Below are 20187 nucleotides of genomic sequence, written 5' to 3'. Positions count from 1 at the left end.
GTTATGCAGCAAATAACAAAAGTGATACTATCGAGTTTGGTCTGCAACACTTTATTGTGGTATGACCATATGCTTTTTAGCCATCTAATAAGCATAATCGGAGATGTGTTTTTCCCGTCAGACGACAAATTAGTCAGCATACTTAAAGCTTTTGGAGTGTTTGCAGTAGGTTTCTTAATAAGACCAATTGGTGCTGCTATATTTGGCCACATTGGAGATAAATATGGAAGAAGGATTGCTCTCTTTCTCTCTATTATATTGATGACTCTATCAACTGTACTCATTGCCTTTGTTCCAGGGTATCAAAAAATTGGAGTACTAGCATCAATACTGGTGGTATGTTTAAGATTATTGCAGGGTATATCTCTTGGAGGAGAGGCAGGAAACGCACCATTTTTAATAGAACATGCTCCTAAGAATAAGAGAGGATTCTTTGGCAGTATTGAAGTATTAAGCGCAATTCTTGGCTCAATATTAAGTCTTGTAGCAGTACTGATATGTAAAAAAGTATCTGATTTTGAATCTTGGGGATGGAGATTGCCTTTTGTTTTCAGTTTTGTAATGGGATTAATTAGCATATATATGAGGTATATACTTGATGAAAGTCCAGAGTATAAAAAACAGGAGAAGCCATATGAATTGCCATTAAAGGAATTGTTAAATGGCTATAAAAAACCTTTTTTAATATCAGTGGGAGTTGATGTAGTTGAAAATGCATCTCTTTACATATATTTAGTGTTTTTCAATGTGCTTGCATCAACAATAAATACTCAATTTAATCACACAGTAGAGATATTGAATCAGGTTGCACTTGGAGTATTGACCATACTATTTGCAATACTTTCTGATAAGATAGGAAGAGAGAAAGTCATGAAATTTGCATTTGTGACTTTTATAGTAGTAAGTTATCCAGTTTTTTCAATGATACTAAGTGGTCTCACCATAATGGCACACGTTCTTTTTATAATTCCAATAGCTGCTTCGCTTGGTCCTGTTAGCGCGTTTATGTGTGAATTATTCCCAACAAGGGTACGACAAAGTGGATTTGGTTTATCAAGAAATATAGCTTCGGGATTTTTTGGTGGCCTTGCACCATTTATATGCACAACTATTATCAAAGTTACAGGACAAGGAACTTTAGCAAGTTTTTACATGATTTTCTGTGCACTAATTGGGTTAGTTGCTATATCACAAGTTAAGAGTTAGAACCTGTACATGATCTCAAGAAAGGAATAAACTAAGAGATAATGTATATAAGTTAGGATATATGAGGAGTGTATACCCAAGTGATATAAGTCGGGAAAGATTTGAGATTATATTACCAGATCTAGAATCCTGTAGAAAAAAAACAAAACCAAGAAAACTGGATTTATATGAGTTATTTTGCGGTGTACTTTATGTGCTAAAAAGTGGCTGTCAGTGGCGAATGCTACCAAAAGAGTTTCCAAAATGGCGCAATTGTTACGATTACTTCAAGAGATGGAGTAAAAAACCGAATGAAGATAGAGAAAGTGTTCTAGAAATTGTCTTAAAAAAAATTAGTTGGAGAGGTTCGTTTCAACAGTGGTCGGAATACAAAAACAAGCTTCTGCATCATTGATGCTCAAAGTGTAAAAAACACCGATATTGCTGAAGAAAAAGGTTATGATGCCGGCAAGAAAATTTCAGGAATAAAGCGTCATATTGCAGTAGATACGCAAGGTTTGCCACATGCAATTTATATTACTACAGCTAATATCGGAGATCGTACTGCTGCTGTAGAGATGATTTGTAACGCAAGAAAAAATCTTTCCGAAGTTCAAAATATACTAGTTGATGCAGGTTATACAGGAGAAAATTTTGCAACTCAAATAAAAACGACTATTGGTGCAACCGTTGAAGTAATAAAACGAAGTGAATTACATACCTTTGTTGTATTGCCAAAAAGGTGGGTTGTAGAGCGTTCTTTTGCTTGGCTGGAAAAGTGTAGACGGTTATGGAAAAATTGCGAGCGTAAACTCAATACTAGACTACAAATGGTCGTTCTAGCTTTTACTGCCTTGCTCCTCAAAAGATTATGAACAGGCTCTTAGCCGTGGAAGGGGAAAGAGAGGTAATAAATTTACACAAAGCGCTCTCAAGCAGAACAATTGTATCGTAGATTTTATTGCGCAAAATGTTCTGTTTTATATATAACCAAAACCTCTCAACAGGATTGAGGTCAGGTGAGTATGGTGGTAGGTATATAATTTCGATATTTTTAGGTATCTTTAAACTTTTTGACTTATGCCAACTAGCGCAATCCATCACGAGAAAAGCCTTTCGTATTCCTAAATATTGCGACATCTGTTCAAGGAATATATTTATACAAGCAGTGTTGACGTTTGGTGCAAATAAGCTAAAATTCTCTCCATTTCTGGGATTAACTGCACTATAGAGATAAAAATTTTCCCTACCTAATTTTACCTTAACCTGTGTCCTGCTGCCTTTTTTAAACCACCCATGTCCAACTTTTGAATGTGTACCAAACCGTGATTCATCGAAGAAAAATAGCTCTTTTTCAGAATGCATGACAATAGTTTCATTGAGGTTTTTTTTTAAACTCCTCTTGCTTATTTTTATCCTGTCCACTATGAACTGGTCTTGGTGTGATATATGAGAATTTCATTCTTTGCATATTACGATGTATTGTGGATTTGCTGATATTCAAACCAAATCTTTCTTGGATTCTTATTCTCATTTCTCTAATAGTAATATTGGGGTTTTCCTCTATCCACACCTCAATTTGTTCAAGTTGACTTTGGTTCAATATAGTTTTTCTACGGCGTTGAGGTGGAGAAAATAATTTTTCTTCTCTTCCAAATTTTATGTGCTTTATCCATGTAGTAATTGCCTTTCTCGAAATGCAACATATTTTTGCTACAGCTGTTATACTGTGCTTTTTTGCTGCAATTACAGCATTTAGTTTTTTTGCAACATACGCATTATTTCTTACTTTCTTCAGCATCTCTTTTGCTGATTCCACCACTTTTTCATCCAATAATTTTGATCTTAATGCCATCTAAACCTCGCTATTTTACTTACTCCAGTATGGCTTTTTTTCCATTATTGTCTATTCGTTGCTTGTATAGCGGGAATTGGTATTAGTAACAGCTCATAGGCGTCTGCTAGATGTTGTTCCGCTAATTCATCTGGCTCGTATCGGCAAGTTAATGTTCTTTTTCTCACAGTTTCTCCTGCAAATGTTTTTGTAGTGCAAGGAGCCTTACCACTCCTTTTTTCCATCAATCCATTTACTCTTAGAGCCTGTTCATAATCTTTTGAGGAGCAAGGCAGTAAAAGCTAGAACGACCATTTGTAGTCTAGTATTGAGTTTACGCTCGCAATTTTTCCATAACCGTCTACACTTTTCCAGCCAAGCAAAAGAACGCTCTACAACCCACCTTTTTGGCAATACAACAAAGGTATGTAATTCACTTCGTTTTATTACTTCAACGGTTGCACCAATAGTCGTTTTTATTTGAGTTGCAAAATTTTCTCCTGTATAACCTGCATCAACTAGTATATTTTGAACTTCGGAAAGATTTTTTCTTGCGTTACAAATCATCTCTACAGCAGCAGTACGATCTCCGATATTAGCTGTAGTAATATAAATTGCATGTGGCAAACCTTGCGTATCTACTGCAATATGACGCTTTATTCCTGAAATTTTCTTGCCGGCATCATAACCTTTTTCTTCAGCAATATCGGTGTTTTTTACACTTTGAGCATCAATGATGCAGAAGCTTGTTTTTGTATTCCGACCACTGTTGAAACGAACCTCTCCAACTAATTTTTTTTAAGACAATTTCTAGAACACTTTCTCTATCTTCATTCGGTTTTTTACTCCATCTCTTGAAGTAATCGTAACAATTGCGCCATTTTGGAAACTCTTTTGGTAGCATTCGCCACTGACAGCCACTTTTTAGCACATAAAGTACACCGCAAAATAACTCATATAAATCCAGTTTTCTTGGTTTTGTTTTTTTTCTACAGGATTCTAGATCTGGTAATATAATCTCAAATCTTTCCCGACTTATATCACTTGGGTATACACTCCTCATATATCCTAACTTATATACATTATCTCTTAGTTTATTCCTTTCTTGAGATCATGTACAGGTTCTTAGATTTTCTCAAGTGTTTAAAAAATCTAATCATAAGGTGGAAAATGCCAATTTTTAGGTGATAGTGTAAATATTTCAACTCCATCTTTTGTGACTCCAAGCGTATGCTCAAATTGTGCAGAAAGTGAAAGATCACGTGTTGTCACTGTCCAGCCATCTAGCTTGCTGAGCAGAGTTTCATATTTTCCAGCATTAATCATTGGCTCTATTGTAAAAAACATTCCTTCTTTTAAGACAAGATCCTCATCTTTATCATAAAAATGTACGACATTTGGTGGAGCATGAAAAACCTTTCCTATACCATGTCCACAATAATTGCGTACGATAGAATATCCAAAATCTTCAATATATTTTTCTATAGCAAGCCCTATTTCATTTAATTTATTGCCTGGCCTGACTTGTTTTATTGCTTCCATTAGCGCATTATAAGTAGCATTACACAAACGCTTTGCTTTTATTGAGGGTTTACCAGCCCAAAACATGCGACTTGTATCACCATACCAGCCATTTAAAATCACTGTAACGTCAATATTTAAAATATCTCCATCTTTAAGAGGTTTATCATCAGGAATACCATGACATACAACAGCATTTTTTGAAGTGCAAATTGATTTCGGATATCCCTTATAATTCAGTGGTGCTGGAATTGCACCTGCATTGATTATAAAATCATGACATAGATCATTTAATTCATTAGTTGTTACGCCTACTTTGACGTATGGTGCAACGAAATCAAGGGTTTCAGCTGCAAGCCTGCCAGCTTTACGCATAAAGTCAAAATCTTCTTGTGAATGTATAGTTATGTTCATATTTTCCATTTCTAATTATAGTTCACATCTTGCATAGTAGATGATGTAATTACACTGCTTGACACATAGTTGTACAAACATTGAAGCTTTGAATGCAAAAGTACAAAAAATGGTGTTATTCGAGTACCTTTTTTCTCTGTCATCCCAGTGTGTGACACTGGGATCCAGCCTATTTTATCTTTCATCATGAACACTGTATGCTCCTAAAATCTGCTATTCATTGAATGATTTTCAAAGATTTTTATACCTAGATCCCAGTGTCATGCACTGGGATGACAAGAAGAAGGTTACTTGGATTGTGGCAAGAAGAAAATACTGCACGGCGACCAACAACGTTTGTACAATCGTATGCTTGACATAGGTTTTTTGGTGAAATTTCATCATACAAATCCTTTCATTTTTCTATTACTCGTTCAATCAGCTTCATTTTCTCTTCCATCTCTTAAAAAATTTTCCTCTAGCAAAAGTAAGTCCAATAGATCCAAGTGTCAAGCTACTTGGATGACAGAAGGAAATGAAAGCTACCTAAGCTGATCTCATAAATTAATAATCAATATAGATACGATTCTCAAAACCACCTCTCTCTTGTTTTTTAGAAATACGCTTTTCTTCAATTTGCTCTATTGATAGTCCATTTTCTTTGCTTAGTGTATGTATGACCTCAAATAAATCAGCCTTTGTTTCCTCTAAAAGCTTATCTTTGAGGCATTCAGCGCACTCATCTTTTTCCATCACCATGTCATAAACAATCATTATTTGGTAAAATCAAACCGTAACTTTCGATTTAACCCAATGGTACAATTTACTTATTTTACCATCATGACCGAGCATTCCAGAATTATTTTTATAAAAAGTGTCAATTATTAGCTTTATAGAGCCTAAAGCAGCAGAAAATACAGGATTTTTGTCGTATTCACCATCAAGACCGCTACAAGACTCAGGGCATCCGATACGGACTTGTTTGTTGAATATATAGCTTGCAATTTCTTTCATGCTTGTGAGTTGACTGGTTCCACCTGTGATCACTACTTTATTAATTGGATCTTTTTGTTCTTGAAATTGTTCTCTTATCAGCTCAAGTATTTCCTCAATCCTTGGTCTTATGATGTTAACAAGTTCAGACTTAAACACTTGAGTTGGTTCATCGCTTTCATTACTTTGCACTACAATACATTCATTCTCATCTATTGAAGTTACAATAGTGCTACCGTATAGTATTTTTATGCGTTCAGCATGCTCTATACTTGTGCATAGTCCATAAGCTATATCTCGGGTAATGTGAATGCCACCAATTGGAATACCGCTTGTGTACACAAGTTTTCCTCTCTTAAAAATTCCAATTGCAGTGCATCCACCTCCTATGTCAACAACGGCAGTTCCCAGCTCTTTTTCATCTTCACTTAGACAGGCAAGGCCTGCAGAATATGAAGAAGCAACACAACCAGCCATACTTATCCCACTATTATTAGTTATACAATTTTCGATATTGGTAAGCGCTGGACGCGAAGCAGTGACAACATTAACATCAGCAGATAATCTTTTTCCATATAATCCACTGACCTCCTTTATGTCAGTCATATCATCTAAGTGATATTTAAGTGGTATATTGTGAATTATAACATTTTCTTCGATATATTTCTCAAATGTCTGAAAGACTACACGTTTTATATCTCGATCTGAAATTTCGTGATTAGCTGCAATTATTTCGTTATGTACGTGAAAAGATGAGATTCCACATCCAGCTACATTAACATATATCTGATCTATAGTCTCTTCTGATACTTGCTCAGCTAAACCTACAGTTGATGAAATAGAATAACTTGCATGCTTTGCGTCAGTTATTGATCCACCACTTATACCCTCTGCACTTTTATAACCCGTTCCTATTATTTTATAGCTGAAATTGCTATTGATCTTAACGATGAGGCAGATAATTTTTGTTGTACCTACGTCTAAAACAGCAAAAACATTCTGCTTTGGTTTTGTTATTACTGCAGAGTACATTAGTTGACCTTATTACACAATTTCATTTAAATTGTAGCTTCCTTGAATGAATTTATATTTCTATCATAAAGGTAGCAACATTTTAATATACCTAGACAAAAAGAAAAATAAAACACAGAATTACAATTTTTATGTCTAAGTTACCAATTGTAATTGCCCCTGACGAAAGATTAACTACACGCGCCAGTGAAGTAACAGATATAAACGATAAAACTGAAGAATTAGTAAACGACATGTTCGAAACTATGTACGACGCAGATGGTCTTGGCCTTGCTGCGGTGCAAGTTGGAGTACTAAAGAGAGTGTTTGTTATGGATGTTCAGCGAGAGGACATGGAAGATAGACCTTCAGGATATGAATTAACTGGTAAATTTTATATGATTAATCCTGAAATTACAGAATTATCTGATGAGCAAGTCATTATGAGCGAAGGATGTCTTTCAATTCCGGAGCAAAGCCATGAAATCAAGCGTCCAAAATATTTAACTGTAAAATATAAAAATTTAAATAATGAAGAACAGACGCTAAGAGCTAGTGGTTGGCTTGCAAGATGTATTCAGCATGAATTGGATCACTTAAATGGTATATTATACATTAGACATTTGTCTAAGTTGAAATATGATATGGCTATGAGAAGGGCACAAAAGGTTAAAAAGAACTATGAGTAATGAAGATCTAGAATTGTTGAAGTTCTATCATGAAGTGGGAGTTGATTGCACACTAATCGAAAGTGAAGAGGAAAAAAAAGTGGAAAACGAGAGAGCTGTACAATCTTCCATCATCGAGGTAAAAAAAGAACAACAAACCATGTTTCCAAGTGACTGGATCATTGAAGCAAGGAAACTTGCAAGTGAATGTAGTAGTGTAGATGAACTAAGAAGTGCAGTTAAGTCATTTGAGGGTTGTGAAATAAAAAAAACTGCAACTAATACTGTTTTTTCCGATGGTAATCCAAATGCAAAAATCATGCTTATTGGTGAAGCACCAGGAGCAAATGAAGACTTTAAAGGCATACCATTTTGTGGTGCAAGTGGAATGCTGCTCGATAAGATGCTTGGTGCAATTAGTCTGGACCGCACTAAGGTGTATATAAGCAATGCGGTATTTTGGCGTCCACCAGGTAATAGAAAACCAACTGATCTAGAGCTTGATATGTGCAGACCATTTGTTGAGAAGCATATTGCTCTTGTTTTACCGCAGATTCTGATTTTTGTTGGAGGAATCGCATGTTATAGCCTTCTTGATAACACAAAGACTATATCGAACTTGCGTGGCAGATTTCATACTTATACTAACCAATATTTATCTCATTCAATTACTACAGCCGCTATATTTCATCCAGCCTATCTACTTCGTCAACCAGCACAAAAACGCTTAGCTTGGGAAGATTTGAAGAAGATTAGGGAATATCTTGATAATACCAATAACCACACGGATGTTTAGCTTACTACTCGTTATCATCTTAGTACCGGCTAATTGCATTAAATATTGAAAAATTTACTAAACAGAGAAAAAGGCAAAAGAAAATCTATCAGCTACTAACCTATTTTTTTAATTGGCGTTTTTCATTGTGTTAAATGCTTTGATAAGCGCATTTTAGCTTATGTGGGTAAAAGTTTTATAAAGACATAGAGTGCACATAGTGCAAAAAGTTAAACATCAAGTATATTGAGCTTTTTGTCGTTTTATCTGCACAGACTGAAGATAAATAACATAGTTTCACCCTTATTTTAAGGAGAATGGCGGAGTTCGTCAAGTAACTCTTGCCGTTGTTATAGCTACTTGAGTTCCTGTAATCACAATGTTATACCAACTCTCATTATTAATGAACCAAATAAGAAGCATTGCAGAGTTGTTTAGCCGTGGAAGGGGAAAGAGAGGTAATAAATTTACACAAAGCGCTCTCAAGCAGAACAATTGTATCGTAGATTTTATTGCGCAAAATGTTCTGTTTTATATATAACCAAAACCTCTCAACAGGATTGAGGTCAGGTGAGTATGGTGGTAGGTATATAATTTCGATATTTTTAGGTATCTTTAAACTTTTTGACTTATGCCAACTAGCGCAATCCATCACGAGAAAAGCCTTTCGTATTCCTAAATATTGCGACATCTGTTCAAGGAATATATTTATACAAGCAGTGTTGACGTTTGGTGCAAATAAGCTAAAATTCTCTCCATTTCTGGGATTAACTGCACTATAGAGATAAAAATTTTCCCTACCTAATTTTACCTTAACCTGTGTCCTACTGCCTTTTTTAAACCACCCATGTCCAACTTTTGAATGTGTACCAAACCGTGATTCATCGAAGAAAAATAGCTCTTTTTCAGAATGCATGACAATAGTTTCATTGAGGTTTTTTTTTAAACTCCTCTTGCTTATTTTTATCCTGTCCACTATGAACTGGTCTTGGTGTGATATATGAGAATTTCATTCTTTGCATATTACGATGTATTGTGGATTTGCTGATATTCAAACCAAATCTTTCTTGGATTCTTATTCTCATTTCTCTAATAGTAATATTGGGGTTTTCCTCTATCCACACCTCAATTTGTTCAAGTTGACTTTGGTTCAATATAGTTTTTCTACGGCGTTGAGGTGGAGAAAATAATTTTTCTTCTCTTCCAAATTTTATGTGCTTTATCCATGTAGTAATTGCCTTTCTCGAAATGCAACATATTTTTGCTACAGCTGTTATACTGTGCTTTTTTGCTGCAATTACAGCATTTAGTTTTTTTGCAACATACGCATTATTTCTTACTTTCTTCAGCATCTCTTTTGCTGATTCCACCACTTTTTCATCCAATAATTTTGATCTTAATGCCATCTAAACCTCGCTATTTTACTTACTCCAGTATGGCTTTTTTTCCATTATTGTCTATTCGTTGCTTGTATAGCGGGAATTGGTATTAGTGCAATGTACGCATGGAATTTTATTTACTCTATAATATGTTGGTTTATAGTAGTACTAATGCAGAAATAAATGGAGGAGACATTGGAAAGCAATATAAAAAAATTGAAAGGAAATTTTTTAGAACAAGCAATTAGAGTAAATCATGCTGGCGAATATGGAGCCATTTGCATTTATTCTGGTCAAAAATTTATTCTTAAAAAATCTTCTATAATTGACAAAATAATTGAAATGGAGGAGCAGGAAAAAAAACATTTCCACTATTTTAATGAGAAAATCAAGGAGCAAAAAGTTCGTCCTACTGCTTTGCTGCCAGTTTGGCGTGTTTTAGGGGTGTCACTTGGTGTTATAACTGCAATAATGGGCAAAAAAGCTGCTATGGCTTGCACTGCTGCAGTTGAAGAGGTGATCGGAGAGCATTACAAGAAGCAAGTCTTACATTTAGAAGATGGGGAATTAAGAGAAACTATAAGTAAGTTTCGTGATGAGGAATTAGAACACAGAGATATTGCAATTCAGCACAATGCTGAAAGCGCACTTGGCTACAACGTTTTATCTTCGTTCATAAAAACAAGCTGCAAAGCTGCTATTTACCTCTCTAAATTGATTTAATCAATCACTATTTGACAACTACATTTACCTTTAGTTCTTGTGCTAATTGCTACCTTATAACCTCTGCTCAATTTAGTGCGTATGAATATTTATAATTAATTTCTTAATTCTTGTCTTGAAAAATACATTGATTTAATCCCCTACTAGAGTTTTCTTGTTGTTGTAAACATGTTTGCATAAGACTAGTAGATGGAACGTTCTTAATAGTCTGAGTTAACTCCTCAGGAATATTTTCACAACTCTTGCCCATAACTTCTAAAACACTTTTCCCCTGTATAAGACAATCCCCTCCAAAGCTTGATTTATTTTCTAATTTGCTAAACCTTGTTTTACTTTCCTCATCAATTTCTACTACCATTTTGTTGCCATCTTTCCGTAGATAAATACTAATCTCTCCTAGTTTAGTAGTAAAAAATATTTCAATGCCACCTTTAAAAATATCTGTGTAATTTCTTTTTCCATCTTTTGTGATTGCAACTCTTACTATGCTTTCCTCAATTTGAAATATGCCAACTTCCAGATCTTTAACTTTTTCATTATTAAAAATTCTTGCAGTTTCAATAATACTATCTTGTGGATATTTAGTGTAAAAATATTTGTTATCTACTTCTACTTCAAGGTCATATTCATCAATTTGCTTATTATCTTTTTTCACAATGCCTTCATATGCTATACTTTCTAGCATTTTTTTCCTACTCTTACATTGCTCGTTCAGATCATTTAAATAACCAGAGTCATAATATCCACCTTCAATATCGCTATAAAAAGACAACCCTTTTTCTACTCCGCCTTTTAACGCTAAATTATGAGTGATATTTTGTATGATATTTTTCACAGTTGAATTGTGTGGATTTGCGTGAAAGCGATTAATCAATTCTTCCATTTTTTCAAATATTAGATTTGTTACAGTTTTATCATCCTTACCGTAACATGAGTTTAATCTTATTCCTTGATTTAAATAGTCCTCTGTTATGCGTTCAATGTACTTTAAAGCGCTTTCTTGCTCATTGTGTTCTATGATACCTTTTATTATCTTATCATAAAATTCTTTAATTAGATTTTGTTCATTTGTAGTTAATGGTATTTGTAATTCTGCGAAAGGTGAGTCTCGCTCAAAAAGATAATTTATTGACCATCTCTCTGCTATTTCAATAGAGTCAAGATTTTTTAGATATTCCACAACATCTTTGTTTTTTGCGTACCTTTGCTTGGTTAAATCCATGTGCCTATTCTTACGACTCATAATCGGTAATTTTGAATTTGGCGAACTAGTTTGCCGATTGTTAAAGAAGTTATGAGAGAGCTGTTCAAGCTTTAAAAGATGATTACTTTCACCTTGTTTGTTTACCTGATTAGCCATATTGTGTACCATCAACTACTAAAATTTTTTAGTGATTACCTCAATACATAGGTAAGTCAATAAAAATATCTTTTTTTCTTCAGTGCTAAAAAATTGTCAAAAATCTCAAAATTGGTTAATTGCATATAACCTACTTTCTGGTATACATCAAAACTACCGTAGAAAACTTCAACTTTGAAAGAGATTAACAAATAAAATTCTTGTACTTTGCCTCTACTAAAGTACAATCGGGCTTTATTTAATATTTTTCATGCTTGATGAAGTAAATGAGGAGTGTGGGGTATTTGGCATAAGTTGCAACCAAAGTGCTGCTTTTAACTCTATACTTGCTCTCCACGCTTTGCAGCATAGAGGTCAAGAGTCTTTTGGTGTAGTAACCAGTAACACCGATAAGCTGCACTCTTATCACTTTCAAGGTCAAGTGAGCAGCGTATTTGATGATATAGATGAAATAAAGAAATCCTTACCTGGAGATTGTGCAATAGGTCATGTTCGATACTCAACCAGTGGTAGTAAATTTGGAGTGCAGCCCATGTTTGGCAAAAGTGGCAAATTTGGGGATTTCGCCATAGCACATAATGGTAATTTAATTAATATTTCTCCGATACGCAAACAATTAATTAAACAAGAGTGCGTTTTTCAGTCAGATATTGATACAGAAGTAGTAGTGCATCTGACAGCAAGCGGTGAAAAGGATAGCTTCTTAGAGAGTTTTATATATGCATTAAGGCAAATACAAGGTGCTTATTCTTTTGTGGCAATCAATCAAGAAGTTGTTATTGGAGTACGTGATCCATCTGGAATCAGGCCTCTTGTTTTAGGAAAGTTAAACGATTCTTACGTTCTTGCATCTGAAACTTGTGCTTTTGATATAGTAAATGCTAAATTTATTAGAGAAATAAAACCAGGTGAGTTAGTCACCATTGATCAAAATGGTAATCTAGCTTCAATATTTCCTTTTTCACAGCAAAAATCAAGTTTTTGTATTTTTGAATATGTTTATTTTTCAAGACCAGACAGCATAATGGAGAATAGGTCTATATACGATACAAGAAAAGAAATAGGAAGAATACTTGCAGAAGAGAGCCCATCAAAAAACAATGTGGATATGATTATACCAATACCTGATTCTGGAATACCTGCAGCTATTGGATATGCAAAGTATTCAGGATTACCTATGGAACTCGGAATAATTCGTAATCATTATATAGGAAGAACGTTTATACAGCCAACCGCTGAAATACGTAAAGTTAGAATAAAATTAAAGTTTAATGCTAATAAGCATATTTTAAAAGGTAAAAACATAATTTTAATAGACGATAGTATAGTGCGTGGTAGTACGCTTAGAAGTATAATAGTTATGTTAAAAGATGCAGGAGTAAAAGAAATTCACCTAAAGATTTCAAGCCCACCAATTAAGCATTCTTGTTTTTATGGAATAGATACACCAGATTGCAAAGATTTAATTGCTGCAACTCAATCTATAGAAGAAATAAGGAAAAGTATAGAAGTAGATAGCTTAGCATTTTTGAGTATTGATGGACTATACAGAGCTGTTAAAGGAGAGGTGCGTAACAACGGTACACCGCAATATTGTGATGCTTGCTTCACTGGTGACTACCCAATTGGTAAGTAATCTATTCTTAATGAAGGTGAGGTTTTTTCTATGTTATATTAACAGTTTTAAAAATAGATTTTTTGCATAACCATATAGTTTTTGCCTGGGCGTCATTTGAGTGAAAACTACTTTACAAATTTCGTCATTCCCTTACTATGACACTAAGAGTATTTATCCTTGTTTTTGACCTGCAGGCTCAATCACAAATTTAGTAAAAAAACTCACATATTTATTGGCAAATTACATAAAAATTATAGCGGCTGCATGTCTTTTTTATTTTTTCTACATTCAGCCAAAACGCGCTTATTTTAAGCGTTAGCACATTATTACAATGCCAATTTAAATTATTATAGGGTCAAAACTCGTTACAAGGGGACTTTTTTGCCTTTTTTTTTGCTTGGTAAATTTTTTAATATTTATAGCAAAAAGAGCACAGATGTCATTCCAGCGCGTGACGTTGGAATCCAGGAATTTTTTGAGCATGAAAGTTATGCTAAGTTTTTGTTGGTAAGTAAAGGCTGGATCCCAGTGTCAAGCACTGGGATGACAAGAAAGAAAGCGCTGATTTCATATGTATCTGATAAAAAAGATGATGTCATGCCAGTGCCCAGACACTGGCATCCAGTTTTTTCATGATCATCAAAAATGTTGTGTTTTAACATAAAATTAACTGCTTCTATGCTCATAAACTTAATATCCAATCAAATTTCCTGGATCCCAGTGTCAAGCACTGGGATGACAGCTACCCTGACAACCGTCATCCCGCTACGTGTTAGCGGCTAAGAGATACCGCGGCGGTATGACGATAACCTTGTCATTCCAGTGCTTGACACTGGAATCCAGACTTTAACTGATATGATTACAGAAAGAGAATTTATTAGGTAGTTATAGACACTGAAAGTGGTAAAGCTTACCACTTTCAAGTAAAGAAAACTACGTTTATGCCTCCTATAATTTCTATTACTTATCCGCTACTGCACCGTTTTTACAAATCACACCGCCTGGTGTTATTTTTGAAACGACTACAGGAGCGCCAAAAAACACAGCAGTGAATGCACCGAGTGCAAAAAGTGCAGGCCATGGCATTCTACCGAATATTGCAAGCAACGCTGCACCTATTATCACTATTGTGATCATCGGTCCACCTATGCCATGAGTATAGCCTATTATCTTGCATATCACTGATGATGTTGTATCATTTTTATCAACAAAAGTAGTACTTGCAGGAGGAGCACCTGCATCAAACGCAAAGGAGAGAATTAAAGCTACAAGTAGAAGAAAATTTTTCATTATGCCTCCGATAATTTCTATTTAATGCTGGATTATCCTTCACTTTGATTAAATTTAAGTAAATGGTGAGGATTTTTTTGCTTAAAAATATACTTTATTTCATTTAGAATACTTTTCTTAGTTTATTTATATTACAGTGCTACAAAAATTTTATAGCATCGTTTATTGCCTTTATCGTGCTTTGATTGACACAATTTATAATGATGGAGTGGAGCACGCAGGGTATCTATCATTTTTAATCCTGTTATCAATATTCCCTTTTCTCATCGTTTTAATGGCTGTGGCATCAACATTCGCAAATTTCTTAGATAAATACAATGTCGGCTGGACATTTATTATTGATAACATGCCACAGGATATTTTATCATCTTTAATGCCACGTATTAGGGAGATAATATCAGGTCCGCCACAAAGTTTGTTAACCTTAGCAGTTGTAGGTGCTATTTGGACCGCCTCATCGACAATTGAAGGATTTAGAACGATATTGAATAAGGCCTATAAAATTCCAGTTTCGCCACCTTATATCTTGAGAAGAGTGCTCAGTATATTACAATTTTTAGTGATCACACTCATTATAACTCTAACTATAGTGTTCTCTACATTAGTTCCAATGCTAATTGATTTTTCCTATCAGGGGATTAGTTATACTAAATATCTCCTCATTGAATTTGTACTTTTCACAGTAGTCTCTTGGCTATATTTTATGTTGCCAAACATAAAACAAAACTTATCAGATGTATTTCCTGGATCTTGTGTAGCTGTTATTCTTTGGACAATTTCCGCTTCAGTTTTCAAGCAGTACTTAAAAGCTTCCTTTGACCAACTGAATTTGATATATGGAAGTTTAGGTGGTGTGGTAGTGTCATTACTATTTTTTTACATGCTAAGTTTTATTTTTATATATGGAGCAAAGTTTAATTTTCAGCTAAAATATTTCAATGAACCTCGCTAAAGAGAAAGAAATGGGTAAGTTAGAAGGTAAAGTAGCTTTAATCACCGGGGCTTCAGGTGAAATAGGCTCTGCTGTTGCAAAAAGGTTTGTAAGAGAAGGTGCATATGTGATTCTGATTTCAAGGTCTATCGATCACCTCAAGCCACTATATAATGAAATTGAAGAGCTTGAAGAATTTAAAGAAGGCTCTGTGAAACTAATTCAGCTTGATCTTTTAGACTTTGAGAATGTAAAGATACTGACAAACATGATAGAAAGCCTGAAATTATCAGAATCTGGAGCACTTGATATATTAGTTGCGTGTACTGGAATTTCAGGCAAACTGAACCCCATTCATAACTGTGAGATTGAAGAGCTACAGAATATAATGAATACAAATTTTACTGCCAATTGGTACTTACTAAAAAACTTAGATCCAATGCTAAAGAAGTCTAATGCTGGAAGAGTGATATTCATGACCTCAGAGGTGACACTTTCTCCTTCCTCTTATCCATATTGGATGCCGTATGCTGCAAGTAAAGTTGCACTAGAAATAATGGTGCAGATATATGCATCTGAGACAAAACATACAAAATTATGTGTAAATGCTGTATACACGAAAGGACCTGTGGGTAGTGAGCAGGCATTTCCTGGATCTGAATTGGTGTTACCTGATAAACTAACAGACAAATTTGTGGAGCTCGCTTCTAACGATTGCAACATATCAGGAGAAATCTTACCGCTTAGCAAATCTCCCGAATAAATTACACTAGAAAGGATGTCATTCCAGTGCTTGACACTGGAATCTAGAAAAAAAGAAGCTGGATCCCAGTGTCTGTGCACTGGGATGACAGGAGAAGAAGACTACTTGGATGATACCCTCCTAGTAGACTCAAATCACAATATTCTTACAGTTATGCGTCAAGCCTAAAAGTAGTTAGCTAATAGGTTTAATAAAAATTCACATATACAAGAAAGATTGGTAACATTACTTGAATAGAGACCGTTATTGTAATTATGCCGAAACGCACAGATATAGAATCTATATTAGTAATAGGAGCAGGCCCAATAGTTATAGGTCAGGCATGCGAGTTTGATTATTCCGGAACACAAAGCTGTAAAGTATTAAAAAGTGAAGGTTATAAAGTCATTTTGGTTAACTCCAACCCCGCAACTATAATGACAGATCCTGAGTTTTCTGATGCAACTTATATTGAGCCGGTACTGCCTGAAATCATAGAGAAAATTATAATTAAGGAGATGCCAAATGCAATATTGCCAACAATGGGTGGGCAAACAGCACTTAATTGTGCAATAAAACTTGCAGATGATGGAGTGTTAGACAAATACAATGTAGAATTAATAGGGGTAAACAGAGAAGCAATAAAAAAAGCAGAGGATAGAGAGTTATTCCGTCAGTCCATGGATAAAATAGGGCTAAAATACCCCAAAAGTATCATTATAAAAAATCAAGAACAAATAAGAAAGGCTTTGGATTACATTGGATTACCAGCAATCATCCGCTCATCATTCACCCTTGGTGGTGCAGGTAGCGGTATAGCATACAATAAAGAGGAGTTTTTCAATATTGCAGAAAGTGCTCTCAAAATTTCGCCAATAAATGAAGTTCAGATAGATGAATCAATTATCGGCTGGAAAGAATATGAAATGGAAGTTATCCGTGATTGTAAAGATAACTGCATAATAGTCTGTTCGATAGAAAATATTGATCCAATGGGAGTGCACACCGGAGATAGTATCACGGTTGCTCCTGCTTTGACTCTGCGTGACGTAGAATACCAACAGATGAGAAATGCATCTATAGCAGTGCTAAGAGAAATTGATGTTAGTGCCGGTGGTGCAAATGTTCAGTTTGCAGTGAATCCTAAAGAAGATGGAAGCCTCGTTGTGATTGAAATGAATCCAAGGGTTTCTCGCTCTTCTGCACTTGCTTCAAAAGCAACAGGTTATCCTATTGCAAAAGTTGTAACTAAACTTGCTATCGGCTATTCACTCGATGAGATACGTAATGATTGCGCTCCAGTTATACCTGCTGCATTTGAACCAGTGATTGATTATATCGTCACTAAAATTCCTCGTTTTGAATTTGAGAAGTTTAAGGGGACGAATTGTGAACTATCAACTTCCATGAAATCAGTGGGGGAAGTGATGTCGATCGGCCGCACTTTTAATGAGTCGCTGCAGAAAACTTTTCGCTCGCTTGAAACTGGGCTTACGGGCCTTAATGAAGTATTTCCTGAAAATACTGATATTGATCACATCAAATCTCAATTAGCAAAATTGCTGCCAAACAGATTACTGATTGCTGCTGACGCAATGCGTCATGGAATAAGCATAGAAGAAATAAATTCGATTACAGGATATGACTTATGGTTTTTGCAGAATATACAGCAAATTATATTAGCTGAACAAAAAATCAAGGAAAACGGCCTTCCTGAGACTGCATATGAAATGTTAGAGCTGAAAAAAATGGGGTTTTCAGATGCAAGATTGGCAAAATTAAGCAATAAGAAAGTAGAGCAAATCGAAGAAATAAGAAAAAAATTTGGCATCAAACAAGTTTATAAGCGTGTAGACACCTGTGCAGCTGAATTTGAATCGAGCACTGCTTATATGTATGGCTGTTATGAGGGTAACACAATCCAGCGCGTGACCAGAGATAAGGAAGAATGGATCCCAGTGTCAGCTACTCGGATGACAGAGGGAATGGAGTGCGAAGCAGATGTTTCTGACCGAGAAAAGGTTGTCATTTTAGGAAGTGGTCCAAATCGCATTGGTCAAGGTATTGAGTTTGATTATGCATGCGTACATGCAGCTTCTGCCGCCAAAGAAATGGGGTATGAAACAATAATGATTAACTGTAATCCAGAAACCGTTTCAACTGATTATGATACCGCTGGTCGTTTATATTTCGCGCCACTCATTGCAGAGGATGTGCTTGAAATACTAAGCAAAGAGCAAGAAAATGGCACACTGGTTGGTGTAATAGTTCAAATCGGCGGGCAAACGCCTTTAAAGTTAGCCAAAGTGCTTAACGAGAGAGGTTTCAAAATTCTAGGAACTTCGTTTGATTCTATTGACCTTGCAGAAGATCGCATGAGATTTAAAAATCTTGCTTTGCAACTTAATTTAAAACAACCTGAAAATTCTATCTGCCATTCAGTAGAAGAAGCGTTAACCAACGCAGAAAAGGTGGGGTTTCCACTAGTAGTCAGGCCATCATATGTCCTAGGCGGTCAGTCTATGTCGATTAGACACGATACTCAGAGCTTTAAAGAGTATGTCTTGAACCAAACCAAAATTTTTGAACACGGGTCACTGCTTCTTGATAAATTTTTACTCAATGCAGTTGAGGTTGACGTTGATGCTGTATGTGATGGGAAAAAAGTTTTCATTGCAGCGGTCATGGAGCACATTGAAGAAGCTGGTATCCACTCTGGCGATTCAACATGCTCAATACCGACAAATACATTGAGTGACGAAGTAATAAAAGAGATCGAGCTCCAAACTGAAAGAATAGCATTAGCATTAAAAGTGAAAGGTCTGATAAACATTCAGTTTGCTGTTCAAGAGAGTGATGTATACATACTTGAAGTGAATTTAAGGGCTAGCCGTACAGTTCCTTTCATTTCCAAGGTAATCAACATTCCTGTTGCAAAGCTTGCCACTCAGGTTATTTTGGGTAAAAATTTGAATCAGGAAAACAAGCCTTTCAATCATTTTGCAGTTAAAGCTGCTGTTTTTCCATTTACCCGCTTTGCAGGAGTTGATACTTTACTTGGTCCTGAAATGAAATCAACAGGAGAAGTGATGGGAATTGACTTATCTTTCGAAGCTGCACTTGCAAAAGTGCACATGGCTGCAGGATACAAGTTACCAACAGAAGGAACAGCTCTGGTTTCAGTAAAAGATGATGATAAAGAGTATATATTGCCTGTTGTACGAATGTTGAAAGAACTGAGTTTTGAAATATATGCCACCAAAGGCACAGCTTTGTATCTGAACAATAACGGCATTGCTGCAAAAGCTGTAAATAAAGTGAGAGAAGGCAGACCCCACATAGTTGATATGCTCAAAGATGGAAAAATAAATCTAGTAATCAATACTTCAAAAGGCGTGAAATCAGCCTCAGATAGCAAAGACATCAGGAGAACTGCTATTTTGCAAAATATAGCTTATAGCACCACAGCTTCTGGGAGTAAAGCGTTAGTGCTTGCAATTCAATATGTAAAGAATAGCAAATTGGAAGTGAAATCATTACAGCAGATACAAAACGTTTAAATATCAAAACTATAATAAATTATTACTTATTTCAAAATGAGGATCGTGTAAGCTAAGGTGAGAGAAATTTAATTAAAGGATTTTTGTGTCAGTATCAATATATAACTGCCTTGAGCGTTTGTTGAAAGGCTTTGTACTAATTCTCTTGATTCAAACAATATGCTAGATTTTAACTGTAAAAATCTGTGTACTTATAGCATGATT

18 protein-coding genes are annotated in these 20187 nt (G+C 35.2%); 10 read left to right on the top strand and 8 right to left on the bottom strand.

The window, feature by feature from the left end; translation table 11 throughout:
• The first annotated feature begins 3 nt into the window (after nt 1-3).
• Nucleotides 4-1206 (top strand): MFS transporter, encoded by a 1203-nt coding sequence (locus ABWU62_RS01060; protein WP_353288128.1) that lies wholly within the window; start codon nt 4-6, stop codon nt 1204-1206.
• 61 nt (nt 1207-1267) lie between these two features.
• A protein-coding gene (locus tag ABWU62_RS01055; RefSeq protein ID WP_353287093.1) for an IS5 family transposase occupies nt 1268-2060 on the top strand; the annotation gives its coding sequence in 2 pieces (ribosomal slippage) (nt 1268-1531 and nt 1533-2060; 792 coding nt in all).
• Here the strand turns inward: ABWU62_RS01055 and ABWU62_RS01050 are convergent.
• From ABWU62_RS01050 to ftsA, 5 genes are all read right to left on the bottom strand, one after another.
• A protein-coding gene (locus tag ABWU62_RS01050; RefSeq protein WP_353287218.1) for an IS630 family transposase occupies nt 2047-3040 on the bottom strand; the annotation gives its coding sequence in 2 pieces (ribosomal slippage) (nt 2047-2577 and nt 2579-3040; 993 coding nt in all). The genes ABWU62_RS01055 and ABWU62_RS01050 overlap by 14 nt on opposite strands.
• A gap of 249 nt (nt 3041-3289) precedes the next feature.
• Nucleotides 3290-4082 (bottom strand): IS5 family transposase gene (locus tag ABWU62_RS01045; RefSeq protein WP_353287093.1). Its coding sequence is split into 2 segments (ribosomal slippage): nt 3290-3817 and nt 3819-4082, totalling 792 coding nucleotides; the frame shifts between segments, so codons are not numbered across the junction.
• An 89-nt stretch (nt 4083-4171) separates the two neighbouring features.
• Nucleotides 4172-4954 carry a type I methionyl aminopeptidase gene (gene map, locus ABWU62_RS01040; RefSeq protein WP_353287217.1) on the bottom strand — a complete coding sequence of 261 codons (783 nt, stop codon included), beginning with the start codon at nt 4952-4954 and terminating at the stop codon, nt 4172-4174.
• Nucleotides 4955-5497: 543 nt separating this feature from the next.
• A complete protein-coding gene (locus tag ABWU62_RS01035) occupies nt 5498-5707 on the bottom strand; it encodes a hypothetical protein (RefSeq protein WP_353287216.1) in 210 nt (69 codons plus the stop codon).
• A 12-nt stretch (nt 5708-5719) separates the two neighbouring features.
• Nucleotides 5720-6958, bottom strand: a complete 1239-nt coding sequence (gene ftsA, locus ABWU62_RS01030) for a cell division protein FtsA (RefSeq protein WP_353287215.1) — start codon at nt 6956-6958, stop codon at nt 5720-5722.
• A 131-nt stretch (nt 6959-7089) separates the two neighbouring features.
• Here ftsA and def point away from each other — a divergent pair, with 131 nt between their 5' ends.
• The gene (def, locus tag ABWU62_RS01025; RefSeq protein ID WP_353287214.1) at nt 7090-7626 is read left to right on the top strand and encodes a peptide deformylase; all 537 of its coding nucleotides are present in this window, start codon (nt 7090-7092) and stop codon (nt 7624-7626) included.
• Nucleotides 7619-8401: a uracil-DNA glycosylase family protein gene (locus tag ABWU62_RS01020; protein WP_353287213.1), complete on the top strand. Its 783-nt coding sequence runs from the start codon at nt 7619-7621 to the stop codon at nt 8399-8401. Before def ends, ABWU62_RS01020 begins: the two co-directional genes overlap by 8 nt.
• Before the next feature lie 379 nt (nt 8402-8780).
• Here the strand turns inward: ABWU62_RS01020 and ABWU62_RS01015 are convergent.
• Nucleotides 8781-9786 (bottom strand): IS630 family transposase gene (locus ABWU62_RS01015; RefSeq protein WP_353287184.1). Its coding sequence is split into 2 segments (ribosomal slippage): nt 8781-9323 and nt 9325-9786, totalling 1005 coding nucleotides; the frame shifts between segments, so codons are not numbered across the junction.
• A gap of 156 nt (nt 9787-9942) precedes the next feature.
• Between ABWU62_RS01015 and ABWU62_RS01010 the strand changes: the two genes are divergently transcribed.
• A complete protein-coding gene (locus ABWU62_RS01010) occupies nt 9943-10482 on the top strand; it encodes a demethoxyubiquinone hydroxylase family protein (RefSeq protein WP_410542184.1) in 540 nt (179 codons plus the stop codon).
• A gap of 103 nt (nt 10483-10585) precedes the next feature.
• Here the strand turns inward: ABWU62_RS01010 and ABWU62_RS01005 are convergent, their stop codons facing one another.
• Entirely contained in the window at nt 10586-11842 is a 1257-nt protein-coding gene (locus ABWU62_RS01005) for a hypothetical protein (RefSeq protein ID WP_353287211.1), read from the bottom strand.
• A 250-nt stretch (nt 11843-12092) separates the two neighbouring features.
• Here ABWU62_RS01005 and purF point away from each other — a divergent pair, with 250 nt between their 5' ends.
• Together purF and ABWU62_RS00995 are read left to right on the top strand one after the other, a co-directional pair.
• Entirely contained in the window at nt 12093-13478 is a 1386-nt protein-coding gene (gene purF / locus ABWU62_RS01000) for an amidophosphoribosyltransferase (protein ID WP_353287210.1), read from the top strand.
• 363 nt (nt 13479-13841) lie between these two features.
• Nucleotides 13842-14096 carry a hypothetical protein gene (locus ABWU62_RS00995; protein WP_353287209.1) on the top strand — a complete coding sequence of 85 codons (255 nt, stop codon included), beginning with the start codon at nt 13842-13844 and terminating at the stop codon, nt 14094-14096.
• A 324-nt stretch (nt 14097-14420) separates the two neighbouring features.
• Here the strand turns inward: ABWU62_RS00995 and ABWU62_RS00990 are convergent, their stop codons facing one another.
• Entirely contained in the window at nt 14421-14750 is a 330-nt protein-coding gene (locus ABWU62_RS00990) for a TrbC/VirB2 family protein (RefSeq protein ID WP_353287208.1), read from the bottom strand.
• A gap of 136 nt (nt 14751-14886) precedes the next feature.
• Here ABWU62_RS00990 and ABWU62_RS00985 point away from each other — a divergent pair, with 136 nt between their 5' ends.
• The 3 genes from ABWU62_RS00985 to carB all read left to right on the top strand — a co-directional run bounded on the left by ABWU62_RS00985 (nt 14887) and on the right by carB (nt 19983).
• Nucleotides 14887-15702 carry a YihY/virulence factor BrkB family protein gene (locus ABWU62_RS00985; protein WP_353287207.1) on the top strand — a complete coding sequence of 272 codons (816 nt, stop codon included), beginning with the start codon at nt 14887-14889 and terminating at the stop codon, nt 15700-15702.
• The gene (locus ABWU62_RS00980) at nt 15689-16444 is read left to right on the top strand and encodes an SDR family oxidoreductase (protein ID WP_353287206.1); all 756 of its coding nucleotides are present in this window, start codon (nt 15689-15691) and stop codon (nt 16442-16444) included. The genes ABWU62_RS00985 and ABWU62_RS00980 overlap by 14 nt, the downstream gene beginning before the upstream one ends.
• 254 nt (nt 16445-16698) lie before the next feature.
• Nucleotides 16699-19983: a carbamoyl-phosphate synthase large subunit gene (gene carB / locus ABWU62_RS00975; protein ID WP_353287205.1), complete on the top strand. Its 3285-nt coding sequence runs from the start codon at nt 16699-16701 to the stop codon at nt 19981-19983.
• The last annotated feature ends 204 nt before the right edge of the window (nt 19984-20187 follow it).

The organism is Wolbachia endosymbiont (group B) of Gerris lacustris, from assembly GCF_964028355.1.
Taxonomy (GTDB): domain Bacteria; phylum Pseudomonadota; class Alphaproteobacteria; order Rickettsiales; family Anaplasmataceae; genus Wolbachia.
This window is presented reverse-complemented; position numbering and strand designations above follow the sequence as displayed.

What these genes read in the sequence shown, in the direction of transcription:
- ftsA (WP_353287215.1), bottom strand. Translation starts at nt 6,958, where the DNA reads ATGTACTCTGCAGTAATAACAAAACCAAAGCAGAATGTTTTTGCTGTT.
- ABWU62_RS00990 (WP_353287208.1), bottom strand. Translation starts at nt 14,750, where the DNA reads ATGAAAAATTTTCTTCTACTTGTAGCTTTAATTCTCTCCTTTGCGTTT.
- map (WP_353287217.1), bottom strand. Translation starts at nt 4,954, where the DNA reads ATGAACATAACTATACATTCACAAGAAGATTTTGACTTTATGCGTAAA.
- ABWU62_RS01020 (WP_353287213.1), top strand. Translation starts at nt 7,619, where the DNA reads ATGAGTAATGAAGATCTAGAATTGTTGAAGTTCTATCATGAAGTGGGA.
- def (WP_353287214.1), top strand. Translation starts at nt 7,090, where the DNA reads ATGTCTAAGTTACCAATTGTAATTGCCCCTGACGAAAGATTAACTACA.
- ABWU62_RS01005 (WP_353287211.1), bottom strand. Translation starts at nt 11,842, where the DNA reads ATGGCTAATCAGGTAAACAAACAAGGTGAAAGTAATCATCTTTTAAAG.
- ABWU62_RS00980 (WP_353287206.1), top strand. Translation starts at nt 15,689, where the DNA reads ATGAACCTCGCTAAAGAGAAAGAAATGGGTAAGTTAGAAGGTAAAGTA.
- ABWU62_RS01060 (WP_353288128.1), top strand. Translation starts at nt 4, where the DNA reads ATGCAGCAAATAACAAAAGTGATACTATCGAGTTTGGTCTGCAACACT.
- ABWU62_RS01010 (WP_410542184.1), top strand. Translation starts at nt 9,943, where the DNA reads ATGGAGGAGACATTGGAAAGCAATATAAAAAAATTGAAAGGAAATTTT.
- ABWU62_RS01035 (WP_353287216.1), bottom strand. Translation starts at nt 5,707, where the DNA reads ATGATTGTTTATGACATGGTGATGGAAAAAGATGAGTGCGCTGAATGC.
- purF (WP_353287210.1), top strand. Translation starts at nt 12,093, where the DNA reads ATGCTTGATGAAGTAAATGAGGAGTGTGGGGTATTTGGCATAAGTTGC.
- carB (WP_353287205.1), top strand. Translation starts at nt 16,699, where the DNA reads ATGCCGAAACGCACAGATATAGAATCTATATTAGTAATAGGAGCAGGC.